Source organism: Streptomyces sp. CB02056, from assembly GCF_001905545.1.
Taxonomy (GTDB): Bacteria; Actinomycetota; Actinomycetes; order Streptomycetales; family Streptomycetaceae; genus Kitasatospora.
The window spans coordinates 397,405-422,907 of sequence record NZ_LIPD01000005.1; the positions used below are offsets into that span (position 1 = coordinate 397,405).

The window sequence follows — 25,503 nt, forward strand, 5'->3', positions numbered from 1 at the left end:
CTACCCCGCACGCGTTCCGCGCGGCCGAGCCGTGGACGGCGGTTCAGCGGTGCTCGGGGTTCTCGAAGTCGAAGCGGCAGCCGGCGTCCCACTCGGAGCGCTGGTTGCCGTGGGCCGGGATGCCGCCGGCGTCCTTGAGCATGCGGGCCAGGTGGAGCTGGTTCCAGGTCATGAAGGTGGTGTTGCGGTTGGTGAAGTCGTTCTCCGGGCCGCCCGAACCGGGGTCCAGGTAGGACGGTCCGGGGCCCGCCTCCCCCACCCAGCCGGCGTCGGCCTGGGGCGGGATCGTGTAGCCGAGGTGCTGGAGGCTGTAGAGGACGTTCATCGCGCAGTGCTTGGCGCCGTCCTCGTTGCCGGTGATCAGGCAGCCGCCGACCCGGCCGTAGTAGGCGTACTGGCCCTCGGAGTTGAGGATCGAGGAGCAGGCGTAGAGCCGCTCGATGACCTTCTTCATGACGGAGGAGTTGTCGCCGAGCCAGATCGGCGGAACACTCTGGCACCCTATTTGACCAGCCACTATGTCGGACAGGTCCAACGCCCTTCCCTGTCCGGGCGTTCGGACGCTCGTGACTGCGTCCCAATTGCCGCAGGCAACAGGACGCAACCAATGAGCCTCCGCCAACCGTGTCCGCCTGACATGACCCCAACGCCGTCCGTCCGGGATGGAGACCCGTCTCTACGGCTCAGGCCGACGGACCTCCGTCTCCTGGAGATGGCGCTGGAGGAGTTACTCGACCTCGTCGGGCGCGCACTGCATCCGAGCCTGCCGCTCTGCCAAGGCCCGATGCACATCTATCTCCGGCGGGTCGCCCAGGAGCAACCACGGCAACCCCGGGCCGTCCACCGACATCAGGGCGAGGAAGGCCAGGATCCCACTCCAGGACGAGCCCTTCGCCTGCTGCCAGCTCCGAACCTCGGTGGCCAGCCGTGCCTGGCCGGCAGGCTGGCGGGCGAGCTCCTCGAAAGCCGTGAGCACGCTCTGCCGTACGGCCGGGTCAGCGGTTCTTTGGGCCACCCGCCGCAACCGGACCACCGCCATCTTCGCGACGGCGGAGCTCGCCTCGGGGTCGGCCAGGACGAGGCGGCAGGTGGACACCACGACGGGCGCACTGCTGCTCGTATCGACCCACTGGTAGAGCGTGGCCCAGACGAGGCGTCCGACATGCTCGTCGGATACCACCGCCCTGAGGACTGCGCCCAGCAGGTCCGGCGCGGTCAGCTCGGTCAGCTTGTTGACGTGGTCCCTGGTGCCGTGCCTGGCGCAACCAGCTTGCGACAATTGGACACCGGTGATGGATAGCGCCTGGGAGTCGAGGTTGATATGAAGGAAGCTGAACATGCAACCGACGCGGTCGTGGACCAGTGGAGTCGGATCTCCGCTGACCCCAACCTCCGGATGCCGCCGGCCCCCGGGACTCCAGGCAACGTGCCACCAGGGGAGGACCTCAGCCTGAGAATCGGGTGGGACCGCTTCGAGAAACTCTTGTTGGCGGTTGTGCAGGGTGCCCGCGGTCTGCGTGAAACCAGGTTCCGCCGTTACGGGGTGCAGGGGCAGGCGCAGCACGGCATCGATCTCGCAGGGCGTGAACCCGACGGAAGTTACACCGTAGTCCAGTGCAAGGACTACCAACGGTTCACAGCGACCGACCTGCGTGCAGCAGTCAAGCTGTTTGCCAGTGGTGTGCGGCCGTTCGGTGCCGACCGCCTCATCGTTGCGACCTCCGCCCCGACCCTGGCCACACAGGTCGCGGAGGAACTTGCGACCCTGCGGACGGAGCATCCGGATCTCGATCTGGATCTCTGGGGGGCCGAACAGATCAACGAGTACCTACGCTACCAGGGTGATGTCGTCGCCCGGTTCTGGACTCGTGAGACGGCAGCGGTGTTCTCCACAGCGGCGCCTCTACCCGGCGTTCCGGCGCCTCCTCCTGATCGGCAGGCGCAGGCCGACCGCATCCTTCTCGGCCCGCTGAACACGGAGGATGTGAAACCGCTTCTCCGGGAAGCTGAGACAAAGCAGACAGCTGAGCCAGCCGAAGCCGCCCGACTATACGGACTCTTGGCCTCTCGCTTCACCGAGGCCGGTTTCCGGGGGCACGCGATGGCGCTGACCGGTCGACAGCTCGACGCGCTCAGAACGGCGGGACAGCTGGAAGAGGCGGCTGGGCTTGCTGCTAAGCTGGCCGCGGTCGCACTTCACCACGCGGACTGGTACGAGGCGAGGCGGCTTCTCCACGTGCTGCAGGAGTTGTCCCGAACGGCGACCGAGATGGACCTGGTACAGGCCCCCTTGGTACAGCGCGACATCTGGTTGGTCAACGCCGCGATCCAGCACGACGGGCATCCGTTCGGAGAGTCCTCGCATCTGCGTGCTGTTCTCAACGACGAGCATCCGAAGGAGGACGGGTACCGGCCGTTCCTGGTCCTGAACCTCGCCGAGGCCACGCTGGCCACCGAACCCGATCAGGTCGAGAGTCTGGATCCGCTCCTCCGTCGTGCTGTGAGCCAGATCCAGGAAGGGGCTGGCCTGGGGGCCGGCGCGGAGGAGATTTCGCTCCGCCTTCGGCTCGTGCGGGCTGAGTACAACACCGACGAGCGGCTTGCGCTTCTGCGATCAGCCCGGCTCCGTAAGGTTGGAGGCCGTCACCGGGCGTTGATCTATGCGCGTGAAGCTCGGCGTCTGGCGCTAGGTGCACGAGCCGAGGAGGCTTTGGAGTACTGGCGCGAGGCCGTCTCCGACGCCATTCTGGCCGGACTTTCCGAAGAAGCTGCAGACTGGCTTTACGCCATTCGTGCACTCAACGTCCAGTACGGCCCTTTGACCACGGAGATCGACGAGGAGCACCGCCTCGCGCAGGCTCTCCGGGGAACCGCGACAGCTCGTCTGCTCGACCACGTGCGCGATCCTCGGGAACGGGCGATGTCCGCTCTGGTGGCCGAAAGACCCGTCGAGGCCGTGCACGCGGGTCGGAGGTGGCTCACTGAGAGCGTGGTGACCGGAAGCTGGTCGGACGAGTTCTCGGCCCTCTCGTTCCTCGGCGACCGCTATGCAGAGAGCTCCGAACCGGCTCTCGCCGCGACGTACTACCAGCGAGCGGGCGACACCGCGAAGGTGAAGGAATTGGCCGCTGCGGCCGGGGACCGGCTTCTCGCGGTGCAGACCCTCAGCCAAGGGCCCTGGTGGGAGCTGCGTGCCCGTGCCGTCCTCGTCTCAGCCCAAGTGGACCTGGTCGACGACGATTCGGCCCCGGTGCTACTGGAGGAACTCACCGAGCTCGCCTCCCGCGGCCGACGCGGTGAGCTCACGGATTCCCCGATCCTCGCCCTCACCACGCAGGCTGCGAAGACTGCCTGCGCCCTTGCCGGACGCGGCACACCGGAACAGGCTCGCACCCTACTCGAGCTGCTCTCTCCTGACGTACCTCGCGAGCCGAACCATTTTCAGGTGACGGATGACGAACACGCCGCCGCTTGCCTTGAGATCGCCTTGGCCCACCCAAACGTGGCGATGGAAGCACTCTCCCGCCTTCTCGACCTTGCCGATCTCGGCGTGGAGAAAGCTGTCGCAATCACGCTAGACGATCGTGTCCTGAGCTCGTTGGGAGTGGAGCGAATGGACAGCTCTGCCCATCGGCTAGGGGACGAAAGCATCTCACTGACTGACGACCAGCGAACCGCGCTCCACGTCCGTGCACTCGGACTGGACGCACGCGGCCACTATCTCGCAGGCGTCATCCGCCACGAGCTCAATCCGGAGCATCTGTCGGCGCACCAGCAGGCAGAGCAGGCACGTGATCGAATTCTGGATCGACCCGAGCCTGATCCCTGCCGCACCGAATTCGGTACCGCGATCGTCACTGACTCTTATCTGGTCTGCAGCCTTGGCGTTGAGGACCAGAAGGCCTGCCTCGCCAAGCTGCAGACGATCGCCGAGGACAACCGGGAGACAGCTTCGACGAGGCAGGATGCTCTGACGGCACTTCGTAATCTCGTGACGCAGCAGAGCAAGCCGGTGAAGCGCGATGTATTCCTGGCCAGCAGGAGCTTCGTCGTCGGTGATCGCAACGGAAGCGCTCAGGACAAATTCACCGGCAAAGCGCACCGTCTCAGCTCCTTCAAGATCAGCCTAGGGTCGGCCTCACTGAAGGGGCACGGACTTCAACTCGCTGGGGCGGCCGCAACAACCGATGAAGAGCATGCCTGGGTTGCGAAGCGAGCGGTGGGTCTGCTCCGCAGCGATGACCCGGCCGAGGTTCGTGCGGCAGCTTCGGTGTTCGCGCGACTTCCGGAGGAGACCACCGAGCATGTAGATGTCGACTTGCTGTCCACGCATGGCGACTCCGCCGTGCGCGAGGCCAGCGCGATTCTGTGCATGCTCAGACCAGGACTCCACCGGAGTACGGTTCTACGTCTTGCTCACGACGACGACTTCCGGGTACGCCGCACCCTGGCAGCGGCAGCGATGCGCGCGTCCGCATGCTCGCCGGACGATGTGCGGACTGTGTTGGAACTACTGGCCGCCGATCCACGTCACAGCGTGCGGCAAGCCACTCGCCGATGACCCCTCCGGCCCGGGCTGGCAACGAGCGCCCTCGCCCACGGCGAAACAGCTCCGCTGTACGGTCACCGTGGTTCTGGCGGGCCCGGCAACGACCGTACGGCCTGTAGCTGATGCACAGTGTCACCTGCAGCGCCGCGGGCTCCGCCTCGCGCCCGGCGAACACGCTCTCATGTGAACACCACAGGGTCCTGCCCGAAGCAGCCCGACGCCCAGAGCTCGCGCGTACGAGGTCGGGCACAAGCTAACGCGCATACCAGGACGCCCCTTCTACCGGAACCGACGGATTCCTCAAGCTTCACCGACCGGCCCAAGCCGTCAACATGCTTCCTGATCGGCGGTGTTGACCGCCAGCGCGCTCACTGGCCGAGGACCTGCAGCCCATCCGACGATCTGTCAGGAGAACCGATTAGACTCCCCGGGTGAACGTGGATAAAAGAGTCACGCCGCTGGACCTTGCACGCCGGACGCCGCCTCCGGTGTCTGGCCTCTCCGAGGCGGAGATCCGCCTCGCGCTGGAGAAGCACTGTCCCGAGCTCGTCACCCTTCTGCACTGGCTCGGGTGCTCGCTCGACGAAACGCTCTCCGAGTGGATCCAATTCCGCGGAGCACCGTGGGTGTCGACCATCGTGAACCTGCAGACGCCGGCCCGCCGGATCTTCGAACTCTGGCAGGAGTTCCTCGGCGATGACAGCCGTCCGCTACTCGAGCTGCTGGTGTTCGAGCACGGCTTCTGTCGGCCGGCCGCGACGTCGCAGGGGCTTCCACCCGGAATGCACTTCGCGAAGACGCTCCACGTGGTCCGGCAGCGGATCGGCACCAAGCTGCACCAGCACGCGCTTGACGTGACCTGGCAGCGGCCCACGGTGTTCTCACGCGCGCTGCGTCTGGCCGAGGTGTACCTGGACGCCGTGGTGAGCGACAGCGAGTTGACCAGCGCGAACGCCCGCCACCAGTTCAGCGGACGACTCGGCCAGGGCGCGGTGCTGCTCAGCAGGTTCGAACCAGTCGGCACGGCCGAGCTGTCGCGGTCCGTCGGGCTGATCCGACGCTCGATCGAGGAGGGCAACAAGGTCACCGACGCCGTGCCGTACCTGCTGGAAGGCTTCCTCCGCCTGCACGACAGTACTGGCGACCGCAGGTACCTGGGCCAGATCATCGAGGCGCACCGGGAGTTCACCGACGCCGAGAAGAGCGCTGCCTGGCGGCTGCACGTCGCCGAGGCGTGGCTGCGGCTGGCCGACGGGCGCCCAATGGACGAACGGACCGCTCACTACCTTGATCAGGCTGTCGCCACCCTAGACGTCATCCGAAACTTCGTCAGTGGGGAGGCCATACGCCACACACTCCTGCTGACCATCGTCGCCCAGGCACGCGCGGTACCCGAATCGGCGACCGTCCAGCTCGCGCTGCGGGGCCTGCCGAGCCAGTTCGGGTTCGAACAGCAGGTACAGCGGTTCGTCGCTGCTGGGGCCCCGGCATCGTCGTTCCCGGTGCTGGTCCTCGGAGCCCTGACAGAGCGGTTCAACAGCTCAGGAGAGCCGCTGATCAGGCGTCTTCTCGCCGACTGGCACCGAGCGTGCGCACAGTTCGTCGAGCACCCGACCCCGACCCGGCTCGAACTGCGCCGTACGGTCCTCGACCTCCTGGAGGGCCGCACGGCTGGTACCGCCCTGACGGACACCCCGAGCCGGATGCGGTACGCCGACGATCTGCTCCATGTGGCGGCGCTGAGCGCCTCGCCCCAGTACTGGACCGAGGGGGTGGTACGGCTCGTGCGGGAGGCTGCCGACGACCCGTCGACATGTGTGCCCCTGGTCGTCCTGGGCCGGGAGGCCGAACTCCGGCGGAGTGTCAGTCCCGCCGACCGTGCCACGCTGGAAGCCCGTCTGACTGGCCTCGTCTCGGATCCCGCCTCCTGGGTCCATGCACTCGCCCACGGTGACTCGGGTTTCTACTACACTCGGGCGGCCACCCGCGCAATGACCAGCCCAGACGTGACCCGGCGCAACCTCGGCGGCCGCAGCAATGTAGTCACCGTCGAGGACCACCTGGGTTTCGCCTCGTCGACCCTGGTCTTCAAGCCCACGCACACGGACAACGTCGAACGCGACACCCGTACAGCGCAGGCCGTACAGACCACGCTCGACCGCGTGGGCGCCAGCACCCGCTTCCGCACCAGTGACCTGATCACCACCCTGGACGCGGACAAGCTGAGCAGCCGTTCCGGCCTCGCATCCAGCGTGAACGTGATCACCGTCCGAAGGTTCGAGCACGGAAAGGTACTCGCCGAGCTGCTCTCCCCCGAGACTGAAGACGCATCCGCGGACCTGCTCAAGCAGGCGGCCTCCTTCCTCGCCTACATCCACGCCGCTCCCCGGCCAGGCGATGCCAAGCCCACCAAGGTGCGTGCCAAGGTGCGCGGTCGGGTGCGGATGTGGCTCCGCGACGTCTTCCCCAAAGGCGCGGACAAACTTGTCGACCAGGCCTTCGACAGCTGGTGGGCGCTGCTGGCCGACGCACCCACACTTCCCCGTCGGGACGCACACGCATTCAACTGGCTCGTCACCGACAACGGAAAGATCGTCGCCATCGACCTGGAGGCAACAGGCCACGAACCGGTCGGGTGTGAACTGGCCCAGCTGACGGACGACGTGCCAGCCCTGTCACCCGGGTCCTGGGACCTTCGCCGTGAAGTGTTCGAAAGCTACGTCGAAGCGCTGCGCGAGTGCACGGGTGAGCCGTACGATGATGCGGAGGTCAAACGGATCTGGGCCGTCTATCGCGCCTCCCTTGTCGTCAGGGCGGTGCGCTGTCTGACGGATCGAACGGGCGACCCCGCGCTCCGTCGGCACGGCGAGGCCTTGCTGGACGAGATCAGCGCCCACCCGGAGTGGGGATCCGTCCACGAGGTGGCCGTCTCCCTGCGCGACGCCTGGGCTGAACGGCGCGGCGCCCCAGGGGGCGCGCCACTGCGGGAGCTCAACCTCGGACGCAAACGGCGAATCAGCAAGGCTCTTGCCTACCAACTGCGTCACAACCCGCACCTGCCGACGAACCCTCAGGGCTGGGCTCGACTCGACGACCTCCTGTCCGCCCTCTCGGAGACCGGGCAACCCGCGTCGTCCGCAGAGGTACTGGCCGTCGCCCAGGCCTTGGACGAGCCGCGCTTCGAAGTCTGGGACGACCTGATCCGCGCTCGCTACGGCCACACCACGACCGCACCCGACGACCACGCAGTCGGGACACCGGACGGCGTCCTGTACCACGCCACAGCATCGGTGAACCTGCGCGACATCTTCCAACTCCGCCAGGGCCTTCGGCCGATGGCACGCAAGGCCGTCCACCTCACTACCCATCCTCGAACGGCGCTTCTCGCCGGACGGCGACACGGTCCCGCCGTACTACTGTCGGTCCACGACCCGGCCGCCCACGGCCTCGAATGCCGCTACGCCGGGGGCACCACCTGGCTGATCGACGCGGTGCCGACCGGGGCGTTGGCAGTGGTGCCACTCCACCAGCTCTTCTCTGCGCACTAACTGATCGTTTCAGAATCACTTCGGCTCAAGGTTTTGAGCTCGGGCGGTCTTGGTCGGCAGGGCAGCCAGGTGCGTGCTGATCTTGTTCCGGACGATCTGTGGGAGGGTGTGGCTCCGCTGCTGCCACCCCCTCCCGAGCGGCGCCGGCGCCATCCCCGGCAACTGCGCGTTCCGGACCGGACAGCACTCGCGGGTGTGATGTACCTACTGCGAACCGGTGTCGTCTGACACGACGTTCCCGCGGACGCCGTGGGCTGCTCAGGGGTGACTGCCTGGCGCCAGCTTCGGGACTGGACCAAGGCCGGCGTCTGGCCACACTCGAACTCGCCGCCCGCATCATCTGCCTCCGACGACTCCAAAGATCCTTCTGAAACGATCGATAAGCCCAGAGCGGTCCTGCTCGTCCTTTGGATCCGACAGGACCGCTCTGCACGGCACTGGCTACCATCAACCCAGCTATACCACCGGCGCCCTGGAAGTCAGCCCTATACCCCCGCCTCAACAGCGCGAACACGATGATCGAGGAAGCCTGGGGCCGGCCCGTCGACGAGCTGGAGAAGGCTTCGGTCCGTCTCCCGGTCGAGAACCCACTGCCCTTCGCATAGCGAATCACAGGCTGCGGGCCCACCTCGTCGTGGTGTCCAACTCAACTGCCGTACACCAGGACCGTCTGCATGTAGTCGCCCGGCCCGGCCCGGCCACGTCCCGGCCTGCGACGACCTCGACCGGATCACCCGAACCGCGAGCGCGCTCCAGACCGCCTACGCCGAGAACCCCACCGCGTTCCAGGCCATCCGTGCCACGTCGCCGCCGCTCGCGAGTACACATTCGCGAGCGCCCCGACCGTCGAGCATGTCCAGGCCACCACCGCGCGTTCCGCGCGGGCCCCTCGTCATCCGAACCTGCCAGCCGATCAGCCCTCGACTCCACCTGAGGTCGGCCGGTCCGGAACGCTGCCGAACCGGCTGCAGCCAACGATCAGGCGTCGGATCGACGGTGGGCTCCCGAGTCCACGGCACCGACGAACCTAGCACTCGTGTCACTGCACACCGACCATCGGAGAACACGACGATGTCGCCCTTCCCGGACAGGCGGCTCAGCGGTGCTCGGGGTTCTCGAAGTCGAAGCGGCAGCCGGCGTCCCATTCGGAGCGCTGGTTGCCGTGGGCCGGGATGCCGCCGGCGTCCTTGAGCATGCGGGCCAGGTGGAGCTGGTTCCAGGTCATGAAGGTGGTGTTGCGGTTGGTGAAGTCGTTCTCGGGGCCGCCGGAGCCGGGGTCCAGGTAGGACGGTCCGGGGCCGGCCTCGCCGACCCAGCCGGCGTCGGCCTGGGGCGGGATGGTGTAGCCGAGGTGCTGGAGGCTGTAGAGGACGTTCATCGCGCAGTGCTTGGCGCCGTCCTCGTTGCCGGTGATCAGGCAGCCGCCGACCCGGCCGTAGTAGGCGTACTGGCCTTCGGAGTTGAGGATCGAGGAGCAGGCGTAGAGCCGCTCGATGACCTTCTTCATGACGGAGGAGTTGTCGCCGAGCCAGACCGGCCCCGCCAGGGTGAGGATGTCGGCGGCCATCACCTGGGAGTAGATGACGGGCCACTCGTCGGTCTCCCAGCCATGTTCCGTCATGTCAGGCCAGACGCCCGTGGCGATGTCGATGTCCACCGCCCGCAGGACGTCGACCGCGACACCCTGGCGTTCCAGGATGCCGGTGCTGACGTCGATCAGTCCCTGGGTGTGGCTGCGCTCCGGGGAGCGCTTCAGGGTGCAGTTGATCACCAGGGCGCGCAGGTCGGCGTAGGACGTCGTCGGGTCCGGCACGGATTCCTCCTCCAGGGGCGGCGGGAGGCCGGTCGGGCCGCGGACTCCCGGTACAGCTCACCAGTCCGGCCTCCTGGGCGCTCGCGGAACTGGGCCGGTCGCCTGACGGCACAGCACCTGATCAACCGTTCGGGGCCGGCGACCCGGTCCCGGTTCCGGCCCGTCCCCCTACTGGCCCGCGTGCCCGCCCTCGACGAGGATGGCCGTCGAGCGCAGGAGGACGGCAGCACCGGCGGAGGCGCCGGTCGGGCTTGGGGAGAGGGCGACGACGTGCCGTTACGCATCCACTTCACCATGGAGGACCTCGCGCGGACCCGCGTCGCCGACGGACCGGCGCCCTGCATCGAGCTGAGCACCGCGGCACGGCAGCTGCAGGAGCGCACCCAGCCGGTACGGCTCGGGGCCTGGCGCCACCGCACCCTGTCCGCCCTGCAGCCCGCCTCGCGCATGGTCCTCGCCCTCATGCCCTCGCGCGGGCGGATCACCGACTTCCTGAGCGGCGCGAACGCCGCGACGCCCGCCGAGCTGATCGAACAGATCCGTGCCACACCCCGGAGCCGCGTACGGGCCAGCCTGGAGAACACGGCCAGGCACCAGCCCCTGCCCTCGTGGGCCCGCCGGCTGCCCGACGACCCGCTGCTGCTACGGCAGTTGTGCGACAGCCTGGAGCACGTGGCCGGCCACGCCCTCGTCCCGCACTGGCGGGAGGTCGAGGCCTTGACGGCGGCCGACGCGGCGGTGCGGTCCCGCCAGCTGCTCGGCGGCGGCGTCGAGGCGCTGCTCGCGCGCGTCAACCCGCGGCGGGTCCGCTGGCGGGCGCCCGTGCTGGAGATCGCGACGGTCTCCGGTCTGGACGCCGACGTACACCTGGCCGGGCAGGGGATGCTGCTCCAGCCGTCGGTGTTCGCCGTCGAGGCCCCGATCGTCAACCTCGACGCGGTACCGCAGCCCGTCCTCACCTATCCGGTGGCCCGGCTCCAGGAGGGTGCGGCCACGCCGCTGTTCCCGGCCCTCCCGTCCGGCGGCCATCGGGAGTCGCCGCCGGCGGTCGGCGCCGTCGGATCCCTGCTGGGCCACACCCGGGCTGCGGTGCTCGGCGCCGTCGCCAATCACCCGGGCTGCTCGACCCGGCAGCTCGCCGCGCTCGTCGGCATCTCCATGGCCAGCGCCAGCGAGCACGCCACGACGCTGCGCAACGCGGGCCTGATCGCCACCCACCGGGACCGCCAGACGGCCGCCCACGTCGCCACCCCGACGGGCATCGCGGTGCTCGACGCGCCCTCCGGACGGCCCTGAGCGGCCCACCACCACCCCACCGGTCAGCCGGCGCCGGACCGACGCACGGCGTCCTCCCAGAGGTCCAGCCCGGCTCGCAGGAGTCCACGTACGGCCGCGGTCTCCTCGTCCGTCAGGGCTTCCTCGTCGGCGGCCGGTTCGAGGGTGTCGCCGCCGAAGACCTTCTCGTAGGCGCTGTCGTGGACCGGCCCCTGGGAGGGAAGGGGCGGGCCGGCCGTCACGCTGTGGGCGAGGTCTTCGAAGAAGTTCCACGCCTCCAGCAGCAGTCCTGCCGGCACCGGGCCGGGCTCGGGGTGCTCGACCCATCGCCGTACGGCGGCCAGATCGAGCGTGCCCTCGCCCTCCCAGACGAGCTCCCGGCCGTTGCGGTCACAGTGGTCCCGCAGCGTTTCGATGTCCCGGAAGACGAGGAGTCCTCCGAGGTCGTCGACGAGGAGCTCATCGGGTGCGTCGCCCTCGCCGGGCCGCCAGATCACCGTCAGGTCCCCGCTCCTGGTCGCCATGCGGTACGGATAGTGGTCGGCCATGCGGGGTCTCCCGTGGTGTCGCGGCGCCACCCGCCGCGCGGGTCGTTCTGCCCGCAGTGATCGTCACACACGAGGGCTGCCGGGAGAGGGCAGAGGGGGGGAGCGACTCAGACCCGGTCGGCCCGGCGGATGACGAGCATGTCCTGGGTGTGGCCGATGCCGTAGCCGCCGCCGGGAAGGGCGAAGTGCTCCTGGACGTAGGCGGCCAGGGCCGCGCGGGAGGGGCGGGGGTCGAGGGTGGCCAGGTCGGCGACGTTGACCATGAACTCGGCGACGTCCACCGCCTCGGCGAGGTCGGGCGCGCGGTAGTGGAGGTCGAGGGTTTCGAGGGCGTAGTCGTGCTCCGGGTGCCGCTCGTGCAGGCGGTCGGCGAGCGGGGCGAGGTCGTAGCGGACGCCGGTGAAGTGCGCGGCCATCCGCATGCACGGGCTCTCCGGGTTCTGGAGCACGACCAGGAGGGTGCCGCCGGGGGCCGTCCAGTCCAGGGCGCGGCTGACGGTGCCGAACCAGTCCGCCTCGGGCACGTAGTAGAGCACGTGGGAGAGGTGGACGAGGTCGGCCTGCTCGGGCGGGTGGACCCGGTCGAGCGGTTCCGGGAGGACGAGGGCGTCGGGGCAGGCCACACCCAGCTTCTCGCGCATCGCGGCGCTGGGTTCCACCGCGATCGTGCGGTCGAAGGAGCGGCTCAGGTGGGCGGTGGTGCGGCCGTCGCCCGCGCCGAGGTCGAGCAGGACCCGGCGGTGCGGCAGGGTGGCCACGATCTCGCTCAGCCGGGCGTGGGTGATCGGCTTCTCGTCCGTCCCGGCCAGGAACAGTTCGAACGCCCGGCGGTAGTCGGCGCTCGTCACGTCCAGGACCCGGACCGGGTCCGCGTCCCTCGTCGTCGTCTCCACCTGTCGGCCTCCCCTGTTGACGGTGTGCCAGGTGGCGCCCATTGCACCCCGGGGCGGCGGCGCGGGGGTGCAGGGACGTTCCTGCCCGCGTGTCGTCCACGCCGCTCCGCGACCGCCAGGCCCCGTTTAATCGGTGGCCCGGCGCCCGTGGCGGCTCCTACAGTGTCCGCCTGATCAAGAACGCCCAGGGAGCCGGACATGCGTGTGCACTACCCCCGGACGCCGCATCTGCCCTGGTCACCGGGCGCCGCGGCGGACGACGTACGGGCCGGGGACCTGTCCGCGCTGGCCGGTGCCGAGGTCGTCGTCACCGAGAAGCTCGACGGCGAGAACACCACGCTCTACCGCGACGGCCTGCACGCCCGCTCGCTGGACTCCGCCCACCACCCCTCCCGCGCCTGGGTGAAGGGCCTCCAGAGCCGGATCGCCCCGCGCGTCCCGGACGGCTGGCGGATCTGCGGCGAGAACCTGTTCGCCCGGCACTCGATCCCGTACACCGACCTGGAGAGCTGGTTCTACGGCTTCTCGGTCTGGACGGGCGGCACCGACGGCGGGGACCTCGACGGCGACCACTGCCTGGACTGGGACGACACCGTCCGCTTCCTGCGCCGCCTCGGCGTGCCCGTCCCCCGGGTGCTGTGGCGCGGCCGCTACGACGAACGGGCCCTGCGCGCCCTGCGGTTGGACCTCGACCGGCAGGAGGGGTACGTGGTGCGGACGGTCCGGGGCTTCTCCCGGGCCGAGTTCGGCGAGCGGGTCGCCAAGTGGGTCCGCCCGCGGCACGTGCGTACCGACACCCACTGGATGCACGCCGCGGTGGTGGAGAACGGGCTCGCCCCGGGCTCCGCGCTCTGGGCCGTGCGCTCCGGTGCGCTGCCCGAGCCGGCCGCCCTCGCGGCGGCCTTGGACATACCCGAACTATCTTGCTCCCCGGAGGAGTTGGCCGAGGTGTCGGCCCGGCTGGACGAGCTGGGCCGGGGCGGGGACGCTCGGCTGGCCGGCGTGCTCGCCACCGCGCTGCGCACCGCCCGCCGCCAGTCGCTGGCACCGCTGCTGGCCGGGCCGCTCGGACTGCCGCTGGCCCGGCGGGTCGCCGACCTGGTCGGGCTGCACCCCGCCCTCCAGCACCCGTACCCGGACGAGGAGCGCCGCGCCGGGCTGGTCCGGCTCTCGGCGGCCGCCGACCTCGGAGTGCTGCACGCCGTCGCGGCGACCGCCGCCCCCGGACGGGCGGAGCACGAGCAGGTCGCCTGGTCGGCGCTGTACGCCGAGGACGCCGGGCTGCTCGCCGAGGCGCCGCTCGCCCGGCTGCGGGCCGAGCTGCGGACGGCGCTGGCCGGTCTGGACCACGACGCCGCCGACCGCTGCTGGGCCCAGGCCCGCGAGGCGTACGCCCTCGGCCGGATCGCCACCGCCGAGGAGGCCGTCGCGGCCACCTGGCGCTGGCGCGACGGCCGGTTCCCCCGGCTGGTCCACCTGTGCGGCCCCTCCGGCAGCGGAAAGAGCAGCTTCGCCGCCGGGCTCACCGGCGTGACCGCCCGGATCAGCCTGGACGACCTGCGCGCCGCCCGGGGCTCGCGCGCCGACCAGCGCGACAACGCCGACGTGCTGCGCGAGGGCCTGGCCCGGCTGGACGCCGCCCTGGCCGCCGCACCAGCCCCCGGCCCTGGAGAATCCACCGGTGACCCTGCGGGATCCACCGGCGCCACCGCCGTCTGGGACGCCACCTCGCTCAACCGCCAGCAGCGGTCCCACGTCCACGCCGTCGCCCAGCGCCGCGACGCCCTGGTCACCCAGGTGGTGCTGGTGGTCGGCGAGGAGGAGCTGCTGCGCCGCAACGCCGTCCGCCCGAACCCGGTGCCCGGCCAGGTGCTCACCGCGCAGCTGCACCGCTTCGGCCCGCCCTACCCCGGCCAGGCGCACCGCACCTGGTACGTCGGCCCCGGTGGCACCGTGGAGGACACCGCGGGCACGCTCGACGAGCAGGAGGACTGATGCGCCCCATCGAACAGATCTGCCAGCGCATCCGCTGGGACGCCCGCTTCGACCCGGCGCGGTTCTCCCTGGGCGTGCGCCACCGCGACGACCGCACCGAGCGCGTCCCGCTGGAGGCCTTCACCGCCTCCGGCGAGATCCCCTGGCACCGGGTGCACTGGGTCGAGGCGGACGGCGTACGGGTCTGGGACCGCGCCTCGGGCGTGGACCTGCTCGACCGCACCGAGGCCGGGCGCCGCACCGACCCGCCGCTCCTGCCCGCGCCCTTCTTCACCGCGACCACCCCGTACGCCTGGCACCCGGACGGCGGCTGGCGGCCGGCCCGGACCGGCGAGACCACCGAGACCGCCGAGGGCACCCCGACGACCACCGGCCTGCGCGTGGTCACCTGGAACACCCTGTGGGACCGCTACGACGCCGACCGGATCGCCACCGCCCGGCGCCGCCCGCTGCTGCTCGCCGCGCTGGCGGCCGCCGACGCCGACGTCATCGCCCTCCAGGAGGTCGAGCCGGAGCTGATCGCCCTGCTGTTGACAGCGCCCTGGGTCCGCGCCGGGTACACCCTCGGCGCCGACCCGCTCGGGCCGGAGGTCGACGACCACGGCCTGCTGCTGCTCAGCCGGCTGCCGGTGCTGGCGGCCGGGCGGCACGCGCTGGGCCCGCACAAGGCCGTCACGGCCCTCGCGGTACGGACCTCCGGCGCTCCGCTGACCGTCGCCGCAGTCCACCTCAGCAGCGACCACTCCCCGGACGGCGCCGACCGCCGCCGCTCCGAACTCGCCCGGCTCGCCGAGGGATTGGCGGGCGTGGAGGGCGAGCTGCTGCTGCTCGGGGACTTCAACGACGGCCGCTCCGGCCCGGCCGGCCCGGCCGCCGCGCTCGGCCTGCGGGACGCCTGGGCCGAGGTGCACGGGCCGGGCGACGACACCCCCACCTTCGACCCGACGGCCAACCCGCTCGCCGCGGTCTCCTCGCTGACCGGCCGACCGGGCCGGCTGGACCGCGTCCTGCACCGCACCGACGGCACCCGCGCCACCGCGGCCGTCCTGCTCGGCGACCGCCCGGACGAGGACGGGCTCCTGCCCTCCGACCACTACGGCGTGGCCGTCGACCTCCTCCTCGAAAGCGGCGACGGCGACGGAGCCGCGGCCCTCGACGCCGCGCCCACCGCCCGCACCGCCGTCGCCTGGCTGCCGCCCGAGGAGCTCTGGCCGCCGATCCAGCGCCTGCGCGAGGCGTACGACCCGCAGGTGCGCCGCTGGCCCCCGCACGTCAACCTGCTGTTCGGCTTCGTCCCGGAGGCCGAGTTCGACCGCGCCCTGCCGCTGCTGGGCGCGGCCGCCGCCGAGGTGGCGCCGTTCACCGCCCGGCTGGAGGGCGTGCACACCTTCGGGCACCGCGAGGACGCCACCGTCTGGCTGGACCCGGCCGCCGCCTCCGCCGCGCCCTGGTCGGCGCTGCGGCACGCGCTGGAACGGCGCTTCCCGCGCTGCCGCGGTCGGGCCGAGGGCTTCACCCCGCACCTGAGCCTCGGGCGCAGCGCCGCCCCGCAGCGGGTGGCCGCCGACTGCGCGGCCCGGCTGACCGGGGCCTCGGCCCGGGTCGGCGAGCTGGTGGTGCTCTCCCGCCGGGGCACCGAGCCGATGCGGCCGCGCGCCGTGGTCTCACTGGGGACCGGCGAGGTGCGGCCGGTGCCCGAGCAACCGCTCGCCTCACCGGCCCCGGAGCCGCCCGAACACGCTTCAGCAGCAACGGAGTTGGCCCGCCGGATCGCGGCGGCCCTGCCCGAGGGCGTGGTGCACACCGTCGGCTCCCGGCGGCTCGGCTGCCAGCTGGACGGAGGCGACCTGGACCTGGTGGTGGCGCTGCCCGGCGCCGCCGATCTGCCCGCCGTCCGCGCCCGGGTTGCAGCCGCGCTGCCGGAGGCCCGGCGGCTGCGCGAGGTCCGCGGTGCCCGGGTGCCGGGGCTCCGGCTGACCGCCGACGGCCTGTCCGTCGACCTCGTGGTGGTCTTCACCGGCGCCCTCGATCCGGCCCAAGCCGTAGACCACCGTGGGGAGTTGGGCGAGGCGGAGGCCGTCGCGCTGAGCGCCGTCACGGACGCCGAGGCGGTCCTGGCGGCGCTCGGCGACCGCCACGCCCGCTTCATCCGACTGGCCCGCCAGGTCAAGGCCTGGGCGCGGGCGCGCGGCCTGGACTCGGCACCCTTCGGCCAACTGCCCTCGCTCGCCTGGTCGGTGCTGGCCGCCCGGACGGTCCTGGAGGCGCCCGACGGCCCCGAGGACGACCTCTTCCAGCGCTTCACCGAGACCTGGGCGGGCTGGGACTGGCGCCGGCCCGTCGTCCTCACGGGTGGTCCGACGCCGCCCTCCTCCGGCCCGCTCACCGTCCTCACCCCCTCCGCCCCGGTCCGCAGCTGCACCACCCAGGTCAGCGCCGACACCCGTGACCTGCTCACCGAGGAGCTCTACCGCGCCTGGGAACTCACCACCGAGGCCACCGAGGCCGCCAGCTCCTCCAAGGCTCCCAACGCGCCCGAGGCACCCCAGACGCCCGGTGCCGCCGAACCCCCGTGGCCCGCCCTGCTCGCCGCTCCCCCGCTGCACCGCCGGCACGCCGCCTGGGCCGTGGTCAGCGCCGACGAGGAGTCGCTCGGCCTCGCCCGGGGCCGCGTCCGCGCCCTGCTGGCCGCCCTGGAGGAGGCCGGGGCCACCCGGCTGCACGCCTGGCCCCACCCGTACCGGACCGCCGACGGCCGCTTCCACCTCCCGATCGGCCTCGGCCCCGACCCGCTCTCCGCCGCCCGGCTCGCCCCGCTCGCCAAGGCCTGGTCCCGGGCCCTGCCCGGCGTCCGGGTCGAGCACGTCGACGGCGGCGGCGCTCCCACCCCGACCCGCTGAACCATCCCTCCTGCCTGGACCACCCCTCCCGCCTGGACCACCCCCACCTGCTGGACCGACCCGACCACCCCGATGGGCCGAACCACCCCTGCCCATCGGTCTCTTCTGGACAATCGCCCCCGAAATTTGCCACGGTGAGGACCAGCGGCCCAGTCATCGATCATGCGGCCGAAGCCCCATGGGAGTTCCCCGTGCCCTCCGCCGACTTCCCCGCCTTCTACCTCGGGCAGAGCACCTTCTCCGACCCCGGCGCCCACCTCCCCCGCTACGCCGACCTCCCCAAGGATCCGCGCCGCCTCGCCCGGATCGCCCGCGACCTGATCATCCACCGCCTCGAAGGCTGGCTGTTCCACCACCCCATTCCGGCGAACCGGCTCCACCACGACGCCGAGACCCGCTACCTCGACGACATCCTGCACCTGATCACCGACCGCGACCCGGCCCCGCTCAACCACCCGCGCGCGCCCGCCGACCGCTTCGTCGGCGTCTGCCGGGACCTGGCGCTGCTGCTCTGCTCCTTCCTCCGCCACGTCGGCGTACCGGCCCGGTTGCGCTGCGGCTTCGCCGGCTACCTCGGCCCGGACGGCTTCCACTGCGACCACGTGGCCACCGAGTACTGGGACGACCGGCGCGGCTGGCTGCTCGCCGACCCGCAGCTGGCCGACCCGAAGGTCGCCGCCGCCTGGCGGGTGGACTTCGACCCGATGGACGTCCCGCGCGACCGCTTCCTGGTCGCCGGCCGGGCCTGGCGCACGATCCGCGCCGACCGGTCCACCGCCGGCTCCTTCGGCGTCCACCCGCCCGAGGAGGGCCCGCTCAACGGCGAGTGGTTCGTCGCCCACTCCACCCGGCTCGACCTCGCGGCCCTGAACAAGGTCGAGACCCTCCTCTGGGACACCTGGGGCACCGGCTCCACCAACACCCCCCACGCCCCGTACGACGAGGTCGCCCACCTGACCGTCGGCCCGGTCGACCTCCCCGCCGTCCGCCGGCTCTTCTCCGAGCACGACGCGCTGCGCACCCCGAAGACCGTCCTGTCCCTGGCCCCCTTCAACGGCCCCCGCGAGGTCACCCTGCGCTGACGGCCCCCCGGCCCCTCGCCCCCTCCTGGCCTGAGCGGGCCGCCCCTACACCCCGGCCTGCTGGTAGAGCGTCACCAGGAGGCCGTACACCGGCTCGCCCTCCGCGTCCTCCTCCGTCTCGTCGACCAGTCCGGCCAGCGCCTCGACGAGCCTCGCCGCCTTAGCCGGGCTGAGTCGGAGGTGGCGCAGCGCCAGGAGGTGGTCGACGGGCGAGCGGTCCAACTCCTGGGCGACGGCGCCGAACAGCGCGGCCGTCCCCTCGACCTGCGGTTCGGCGACGAAGAAGCGATCGGCGGTCCGCCGGTAGTACTTCTCGGTGCCGCCGCGCACCCGTCGCGTTCCCGCGTCCTGGACCAGCCCCGCCTCGCCCAGCACCCTGAGGTGGTGCGAGACGCTGCCCTTGTTCGCCCCGAGCTGCGCGGCGAGCCGGCTGATCGTCGACGGACGGCTGCTCAGGGCGAAGAGCAGGCGTTGGCGCAGGGGGTGGGCGAGCGCGGCGTGCTGCAGCGGCGCGCTGATCTGCTGGACGGTCTCGTCCGGTCGGTGACTCATCTGATCAAGCGTTAAGTACGGTTGACGCTTTGGCAAGTCGCTGGTCTACTGCCTCTCCATGACCTCCACCACAACGCCGTCCGCCCTGGACACCGTCACCCTCGTCGAGTCGATAGCCGACCTGGTCCGTGAGAACTACGTCTTCCCCGACGTCGCCGGGCAGCTGGCGGACCTGCTGAGGCGCCGGAGCGCCGAGGGCGCCTACCGGACCGAATCCGCCGAGGAGCTGTCCGAAGCGGTCACCGCGGACCTGCGGTCCGTCAACGGCGACCTGCACCTGGGCCTCAAGTACCACGCCGTGCCGGTGCCGCCGGAGCCGGGCGCGGCGGTACTCGCCATGGTGCGCAGGGAGTTCGACACCTTCCTGAACGGCGTTCCCCGCGTGGAACTCCTCGACCACGGCGTCGCGGTCCTGGAGATCGGCCCCAAGCTGTTCCCGCTGGACTGGGCGGCACCGCCGCTGACCGCGGCGCTCTCCCTGGTGGCCCCCGCCCGCGGCCTCATCCTGGACCTGCGCCGCAACACCGGCGGCGACCCGAACACGGTCGCCTTCGTCTGCGCCTACCTGCTCGACGGCCGCACCCACCTGAACACCATGTTCTCGCGGAAGGACGAGGTGGGCGCGCAGTCCTGGACGCCCCCGTTCGTCCCCGGCGCCCGCTTCGGCGGCACCAAGCCGATCTACGTGCTGACGAGCGCGGACACCTTCTCCGGGGGCGAGGAACTCGCCTACGACCTGCAGCAGCTCGGCCGCGCCGAGGTCGTCGGGGAGGTCACCCGCGGCGGCGCCCACCCGCGCGAGGGCTTTACGGTGCACCCGCACCTGGAGCTCAGCGTGCCCTTCGCCCGCGCGGTCAACCCGGTCTCGGGCACCAACTGGGAGGGCGTCGGCGTCCAGCCCGACGTCCCCTGCGCCGCCGACACGGCACTCGACCGCGCCCTGGCCCTGGCCGCGGCGCGCCTGGCGTAGGGCCTGTCCTCGGACTCGCCTCTGCGGGACGACGCCGGGGCATGGTCGAGACGGCGAAGGAGTACGGGGCCCCGATGACCGCGGCCCCGTTCACCTGACGGGCTCGCGGTTGATGCTCAGCAGGGCCTGGACCAGGCCGCCGGGCACCCGGCCGGTGAGCACCGGGACCCGGGCGACGGCCCCGCGGCGGCGGGCCAGGCAACCTGCGGCAGTGATGTCGCTGTCACTTGGCATGATGCCCGGCATGGTGAGAACACAGCGCATCAAGGGCTTCTCCGCGACCGGCCGGCCGATCTCCACGCCGACCACCAAGTTCGGCGGCCAGCCCGTGTGGCTGGCAGGCCCGCAGTGGCCGATCAGCGCGGCATGGGACCGGCCGATGCGGTTCGTCGGTCAGATCGAGCTGGGCCCGGTGATCGGAGCGGCCGGCGACGGAAAGGTCGCCTACGTGTTCGTCACCCACGCCGATCACGAGGAGCACTTCTTCGACCCCGACATCATCGACCCCGACGGCGGCGAGAACGCGGTGATCGTGCAGCCGGGCGGCGGCTATGCCGGCCCGGTGCGCCCACTGCTGACCGGCCCCGGGCTGTACGGAGTCGACGGGTCGGAGGTGGAGTTCACCGTCGACCTCCGCCCCGCCGACGAGCCCGATTCCATGACGGACGAGGAACTCGACTCCCTGCCCTCCGCCGACCGGGACCGCTGCATCGAGCTGATGGACGGCGACAAGATCGGCGGAACACCGCTGTTCTTCCAGGGCGACGAGTGGCCGGAAGGCGGCCCTTGGCGGCTGCTGCTGCAGCTGGACTCGAACTGGGTGCCTTTCCACCTCAACCTCGGCTCGTCGCCGAGGTTGTTCGCCTTCGTGTCCGAGGACGGCGCCCAGGGCAGGCTGCTCGTCCAGGACTCCTGACCTGATCGGGGCTCTCCCGTCGGAACCGGCTTCGACAATGGCAGGCGGGTACAGGACCGTTGACGCCTCTCACTGACAGCCGCAGCCGTCCTGACGATCCGACATGAAGATCTGAAATTTTTATTGCGCAATTTTTCCTTCAGATCTATCGTCGACGCATGCCCGAGAAGCCCCGGCCCGACCGGATCACCGACCTGTCCCGCCTGAAGGCGTTCACCAACCCGCTGCGGATGCAGCTCTACCGCCTGCTCTTCGCCGCCGGGAGCGCGACCGCCTCGCAGCTCGCCGAACAGGTCGACCAGGCTCCGTCGCTGGTCAGCTACCACCTGCGCAAGCTCGCCGAGCAGGGCTTCGTCACCGCGGCGAGCGGCCGGAGCACCGACGGGCGGGAGCGGTGGTGGCAGGTCGCCTCCGAGGAGGGCTGGGGCTTCCGCGCGTCCGACCTCGCCGGCACGCCCGAGGGCGCGGCCGCCGTCAGCACCGTGACCAGGGGCCTGGTCGACTCCCGGGTCGCCCAGTACCGCGCCTACCTCGACCAGACCGCCGCCTGGGGCGGGGAGTGGACCGACGCGGCCTTCAGCTCCGAGTGGCTGCTCGACCTCAGGCCCGACGAACTCGCCCAGCTGGGCGAGGAGTTGCAGGCCCTCGCCCGACGCTGGCGGGAGCGCGGCAACGCCGCCAAGGCCGCCGGGGACACCGCGGGCCGCGAGCACGTGTCCGTCCACCTGTACGGGTTCCCCTTCCGCCCCTGACGCCGGCACAGGCCGGCCCCGAGCACCGGCGCAGGCCGGTCCCCGGCCGCCGGCGCCGCCGTGTCCCGACCTCCGGAGTCCCCATGGTCCTCACGGAACCGCCCCTCTCCCGCCGGGCCGCCGCGCCGCCCGCCCACCGCGACGGCAACGTGCTGCGCTGGCTCACCGCCTACACCGCCTCGCTGATCGGCGACAGCGTGTACTTCGCCGCCCTCGGCTGGTCCGCCCAGCGGTCCGCCGGCCCCGCCGAGGTCGGCCTGGTCATGGCCGCCGGCGCCGCCCCGCGCGCCCTGCTCATGCTCGGCGGCGGCGTCCTGGCCGACCGACTCGACCCGCGCCGGGTGGTGCTGGGCAGCGACGCCGTGCGCTGTCTGCTCATCCTCTCGGTGGCCGCCGCCATCGCGCTGACCACGCCCGCGCTCTGGCTGCTGGTCGCGGTGGCGCTCGTCTTCGGCGCCGTGGACGCCCTGTTCGTCCCCGCCGTCGGCGCCCTCCCGCCCCGGATCACCAGCCCCGACCAGCTGGCCCGGGTCACCGGCCTGCGCTCGCTTGCGGTGCGCCTCGGCCAGATCGCCGGACCGCCGCTCGGCGGCCTGGCCATGGGCCTGGGCGGACCGGCCGCCGCCTTCGCCGTCGCCGGGCTGCTCTTCGCGCTCTCCCTGCCGCTCCTGCTCTCCGTCCGGATCAGTCCGCTCGAAGCCCCTCCGGGTGACGCCCCGTCCGGCGCCGGCACCCCGCCCCGGCCCGGCACCGCGCGCGCCGAACTCCTCGACGGGCTGCGCTACATCCGCCGCCACCCGCTGATCGGACCGCTGGTCGCCGTCGGGGCCGTCTGCGAACTCGGCCTCACCGGCACCCTCAACGTCGGCTTGGTCCTCCTCAACGCCGAACGCGGCTGGGGTCCGTCCGGCTACGGCTGGATCGTCGGCTGCTTCGGCGCCGGGGCCGCCGCGAGTGCCGCGCTGCTCGCCGTCGTCGGGCGGATTCCCCGGGCCGGTCTGACCATGGCCGTCACCCTGCTGGCGGGCAGCATCGGCGCGGCCGCCATGGCGCTGGTGCCGCAGCTGTGGACCGCCGCCGTCCTGGCCGCCCTGACCGGCCTGGGCGCGGGCGTCTTCGGCAGCCTGAACGGCACCCTGATCCAGACCAGCGCCGACCCCGCCTACCTGGGCCGGATCACCTCCGTCGTGATGCTCACCCTGGTCGGCCTCGCCCCGCTCAGCTACCCGGTGGTCGGCGCCGCCATCGGCCTCTGGGGCACCGCCCCGGTCTTCGTCGGCTGCGGCGCCCTCTCCTGCCTCGGCGCCGCCCTCGCCCTCGCCTCCCCCGCCGTCCGCCGCGCGGAACTCCCCCGCGCCGAACTCTCCCGCGCGGCCTCCCGCTGAGCCCCCAGCACCGGGTGCGGACACCGGCCCGGCAGACCCCGCCGACCCGTCACCAGGTGACCGGGAGCGCCTCGACGCCGTAGACCGTCGACCCCTCTCGGAAGCGGAGCTCCGCCTCGGGAACGGCGAGGCGCAGGGCCGGGAAGCGCCGCAGCAGGGCCGGCAGGGCCACCTTCAGTTCCAGCCGGGCCAGCTGCTGGCCAAGGCACTGGTGGGCGCCGAAGCCGAAGGACAGCTGGGCGACCGGGCGGCGGCGCAGGTCGAGGTCGTCCGGCCGTTCGGGGACGAGCTCGGGGTCGCGGTTCGCGGTCAGCGGGGAGAGCAGGACGTACTCGCCCTCGGCGATCCGGTGGCCGTTGACCTCGACGTCGGCCACGGCGGTGCGCAGGAGCGGTGCGGGGATGGCGAGATGGCGCAGCAGTTCCTCCACCGCCGTACCGGTGACCGCGGGGTCGTCGCGCAGGGCGGCGAGCTGGTCGGGGTGGCGGAGCAGCGCCAGCACGCTCAGGGCGAGCTGGGTCGCGGTGGTCTCGTGGCCCCCGACCAGGAGGGTGATGCCGAAGCCGATGAGCTCCGCGTCGGTGAGCTCCGCGCCGTGCTGCCGCACCACCGCGCCCAGCACGCCGTCCCCGGGGGCGGCCCGGTTGCGGGCGACGATGTCCGCCATGGCGGCGTTCAACTCGTCGGAGGCGGCGACCAGTTGGCCTGCTTCGGCGGTCCCGTCCATGATCACCTGGGAGCAGCGCTGGAACATCGCCCTGGTCCCGTACGGGACGTCGAGCAGTTCGCAGATCGCCGCCGAGGGGATCGGCAGGGCGAAGGCCTCGACCAGGTCGACGACCGGCCCCTGCTCCACCATGGCGTCGAGGTGCTCGGCGACGATCGCCTCGATCGCGGGCCGCAGCCGCTCGACCTGACGGACGGTGAAGCTGCCGGTGAGCATCCGGCGCAGCCGGGCGTGCTCCGGGCCGCTGTACGCGGGCAGGAAGCCCGGGTGGTTGAACAGGGTGCGCGGAAGTGCCGGGTCGATGCCGTTGCCCGTCACCAGGCGCTCCTCCGCGAAGGCGGCCCGGACGTCGCCGTACCGGGTGATGACGACGGCGTCGATCTCGCCGCGCACCGGATGGGTCACCCGCAGCCGCGGCAGGCCGTCCTCCTCGCGCATCCGGCGGAGGTCCGGCGACGGGTCGAACGGGCAGGTCCGGTCCCGTTCGGAGGCGACGAAGGACGCCGAGCGGTGATCGGGCATGGTGCGGGCTCCTCAGCTGGATCGGTCCGGGGGCGCGGTCGCGCGACAGGGAAGGGGAAGGGGAGGCGTCGGACTAGCCGTGGTACCGGGTGGAGGCGTGGTGCCAGTCGTGGGCGCCGCGGATGGTGGTCTGCAGCGCCTCGGTGCAGTAGCGCCGCAGCAGGTCGCGTTCGGCCGGGGTGAGGTGGTCCGCCGCCGAGCCGGCGAGCAGGGCCCGGTGGGCGCCGGTGAACAGTTCCAGGGCTTCGCCGCGGCGGCGCAGGGCCCGGTCGAGCGCCTCCGCCCGGGAGAGCCCGTGCTCCCGTTCCAGGCAGAGCACCAGGTTGTTCCGCTCCCCCTGAGCCGCGTCCTTCTCCAGGGAGACGATGTCGTTGTCGCAGATGATGAAGGTCTTCGTCATCTCGCGCATGACGGACAGGTGCGGCAGCGCGTACAGGTGGTCGGGCAGGACGCAGGAGGACAGCCGCTCGGCGAGGTCGACGACCGGTGCCACCCCGATGGTGTGGCGCCGGACCCGCAGGTAGGTGCTCAACGGCATCGGCGCACCGGACTGCCGGCTGCGCGCCTCGTGGACGTGGTGGTCGAGGTACGAGGACCAGTGGGCCGCCGAGCGCCGGATCCAGTCCTCCGGCATGCCGTGGCAGCTGCGCCGCCGCATGTCGGCGAAGGCGGCGGCCAGCGGCAGCGGGGACGCCTGCCCGGTGACGCCCTCCTGGACGAGTCCGACGAGGTGGCGGACCCGCTCGGGCGTGCCGCCCCACTGTTCGTCGAGCTCGTCGTCGAACAGGAAGTACCAGCTCTGCTGGTCGACGCCGATGTCCAGTTCGGCCCCGGTCGCGTTCGGGTAGAACATGGCCGCGATCAGCGGGAACTGGCCCTTGAGGTGGTGGTCCCGCTCCGCGTCCGTGGCCAGGAAGCCGAAGGACCGCGGCCAGTCGAGGTGGCGGTCGTGGGCGGCCCGGAAGTCCGGGCTGGTCCGGCTCGGGAAGGGGATCGGGTCGGGGGCCGGGGCCTGCGGGCCCGGGGAGAGGGTCTCCGCCGTGGCTGTCATGGTGAGGTGCACCTCCGGGAACGGG

At 71.8% G+C, this 25,503-nt stretch carries 18 protein-coding genes and 1 pseudogene; 10 read left to right on the forward strand and 9 right to left on the reverse strand.

What is annotated here, in order from left to right; translation table 11 throughout:
* Positions 1–43: 43 nt before the first annotated feature.
* Together AMK13_RS16760 and AMK13_RS16765 are read right to left on the reverse strand one after the other, a co-directional pair.
* A pseudogene (locus AMK13_RS16760) lies at positions 44–484 on the reverse strand (flavodoxin family protein); the annotation flags it as partial.
* A gap of 243 nt (positions 485–727) precedes the next feature.
* Positions 728–1,339, reverse strand: a complete 612-nt coding sequence (locus AMK13_RS16765) for a hypothetical protein (protein WP_074002879.1) — start codon at positions 1,337–1,339, stop codon at positions 728–730.
* Here AMK13_RS16765 and AMK13_RS44890 point away from each other — a divergent pair.
* Both AMK13_RS44890 and AMK13_RS16775 read left to right on the forward strand, forming a co-directional pair.
* Positions 1,322–4,561 carry a hypothetical protein gene (locus AMK13_RS44890; RefSeq protein WP_241852912.1) on the forward strand — a complete coding sequence of 1,080 codons (3,240 nt, stop codon included), beginning with the start codon at positions 1,322–1,324 and terminating at the stop codon, positions 4,559–4,561. The genes AMK13_RS16765 and AMK13_RS44890 overlap by 18 nt on opposite strands.
* A 419-nt stretch (positions 4,562–4,980) precedes the next feature.
* A complete protein-coding gene (locus AMK13_RS16775) occupies positions 4,981–8,097 on the forward strand; it encodes an RNA 2'-phosphotransferase (RefSeq protein ID WP_241852913.1) in 3,117 nt (1,038 codons plus the stop codon).
* Positions 8,098–9,193: 1,096 nt separating this feature from the next.
* Here AMK13_RS16775 and AMK13_RS16785 read toward each other — a convergent pair.
* Entirely contained in the window at positions 9,194–9,910 is a 717-nt protein-coding gene (locus AMK13_RS16785) for a flavodoxin family protein (protein WP_079272196.1), read from the reverse strand.
* A gap of 270 nt (positions 9,911–10,180) precedes the next feature.
* Between AMK13_RS16785 and AMK13_RS16790 the strand changes: the two genes are divergently transcribed.
* Positions 10,181–11,206: a DUF5937 family protein gene (locus AMK13_RS16790; RefSeq protein WP_107418754.1), complete on the forward strand. Its 1,026-nt coding sequence runs from the start codon at positions 10,181–10,183 to the stop codon at positions 11,204–11,206.
* Between the two features lie 23 nt (positions 11,207–11,229).
* On the opposite strand, the gene AMK13_RS16795 is transcribed toward AMK13_RS16790, so the two are convergent.
* Positions 11,230–11,733 carry a hypothetical protein gene (locus tag AMK13_RS16795; protein ID WP_074002880.1) on the reverse strand — a complete coding sequence of 168 codons (504 nt, stop codon included), beginning with the start codon at positions 11,731–11,733 and terminating at the stop codon, positions 11,230–11,232.
* 107 nt (positions 11,734–11,840) lie between these two features.
* Positions 11,841–12,626 carry a class I SAM-dependent methyltransferase gene (locus tag AMK13_RS16800; protein ID WP_074002881.1) on the reverse strand — a complete coding sequence of 262 codons (786 nt, stop codon included), beginning with the start codon at positions 12,624–12,626 and terminating at the stop codon, positions 11,841–11,843.
* Positions 12,627–12,824: 198 nt separating this feature from the next.
* On the opposite strand from AMK13_RS16800, the gene AMK13_RS16805 reads away from it, so the two are divergent.
* From AMK13_RS16805 to AMK13_RS16815, 3 genes are all read left to right on the forward strand, one after another.
* Positions 12,825–14,621 carry an RNA ligase family protein gene (locus AMK13_RS16805; protein WP_074002882.1) on the forward strand — a complete coding sequence of 599 codons (1,797 nt, stop codon included), beginning with the start codon at positions 12,825–12,827 and terminating at the stop codon, positions 14,619–14,621.
* Positions 14,621–17,521 (forward strand): poly(A) polymerase, encoded by a 2,901-nt coding sequence (locus tag AMK13_RS16810; RefSeq protein ID WP_074002883.1) that lies wholly within the window; start codon positions 14,621–14,623, stop codon positions 17,519–17,521. The genes AMK13_RS16805 and AMK13_RS16810 overlap by 1 nt, the downstream gene beginning before the upstream one ends.
* A gap of 191 nt (positions 17,522–17,712) precedes the next feature.
* Positions 17,713–18,603 (forward strand): transglutaminase-like domain-containing protein, encoded by an 891-nt coding sequence (locus tag AMK13_RS16815; protein ID WP_074002884.1) that lies wholly within the window; start codon positions 17,713–17,715, stop codon positions 18,601–18,603.
* Positions 18,604–18,648: 45 nt separating this feature from the next.
* On the opposite strand, the gene AMK13_RS16820 is transcribed toward AMK13_RS16815, so the two are convergent.
* Positions 18,649–19,155: an ArsR/SmtB family transcription factor gene (locus AMK13_RS16820; protein WP_074002885.1), complete on the reverse strand. Its 507-nt coding sequence runs from the start codon at positions 19,153–19,155 to the stop codon at positions 18,649–18,651.
* A 58-nt stretch (positions 19,156–19,213) separates the two neighbouring features.
* Here AMK13_RS16820 and AMK13_RS16825 point away from each other — a divergent pair, with 58 nt between their 5' ends.
* Entirely contained in the window at positions 19,214–20,125 is a 912-nt protein-coding gene (locus tag AMK13_RS16825; RefSeq protein WP_074002886.1) for a S41 family peptidase, read from the forward strand.
* Positions 20,126–20,215: 90 nt separating this feature from the next.
* Here AMK13_RS16825 and AMK13_RS43510 read toward each other — a convergent pair whose 3' ends face one another.
* Positions 20,216–20,359 (reverse strand): hypothetical protein, encoded by a 144-nt coding sequence (locus AMK13_RS43510; protein ID WP_158077709.1) that lies wholly within the window; start codon positions 20,357–20,359, stop codon positions 20,216–20,218.
* A gap of 10 nt (positions 20,360–20,369) precedes the next feature.
* Here AMK13_RS43510 and AMK13_RS16830 point away from each other — a divergent pair, with 10 nt between their 5' ends.
* The 3 genes from AMK13_RS16830 (at position 20,370) to AMK13_RS16840 (ending at position 23,178) form a co-directional block, all read left to right on the forward strand.
* Positions 20,370–21,041, forward strand: a complete 672-nt coding sequence (locus tag AMK13_RS16830) for a hypothetical protein (RefSeq protein WP_079272198.1) — start codon at positions 20,370–20,372, stop codon at positions 21,039–21,041.
* Between the two features lie 158 nt (positions 21,042–21,199).
* Complete coding sequence (locus AMK13_RS16835) at positions 21,200–21,793, forward strand: helix-turn-helix domain-containing protein (protein WP_074002888.1); 594 nt, start codon at positions 21,200–21,202, stop codon at positions 21,791–21,793.
* 83 nt (positions 21,794–21,876) lie between these two features.
* A complete protein-coding gene (locus tag AMK13_RS16840) occupies positions 21,877–23,178 on the forward strand; it encodes an MFS transporter (RefSeq protein ID WP_074002889.1) in 1,302 nt (433 codons plus the stop codon).
* 49 nt (positions 23,179–23,227) lie between these two features.
* Here the strand turns inward: AMK13_RS16840 and AMK13_RS16845 are convergent, their stop codons facing one another.
* Together AMK13_RS16845 and AMK13_RS43515 are read right to left on the reverse strand one after the other, a co-directional pair.
* Entirely contained in the window at positions 23,228–24,427 is a 1,200-nt protein-coding gene (locus tag AMK13_RS16845; RefSeq protein ID WP_074002890.1) for a cytochrome P450, read from the reverse strand.
* 73 nt (positions 24,428–24,500) lie between these two features.
* Complete coding sequence (locus tag AMK13_RS43515) at positions 24,501–25,478, reverse strand: terpene synthase family protein (RefSeq protein WP_074002891.1); 978 nt, start codon at positions 25,476–25,478, stop codon at positions 24,501–24,503.
* Positions 25,479–25,503 lie beyond the last annotated feature (25 nt).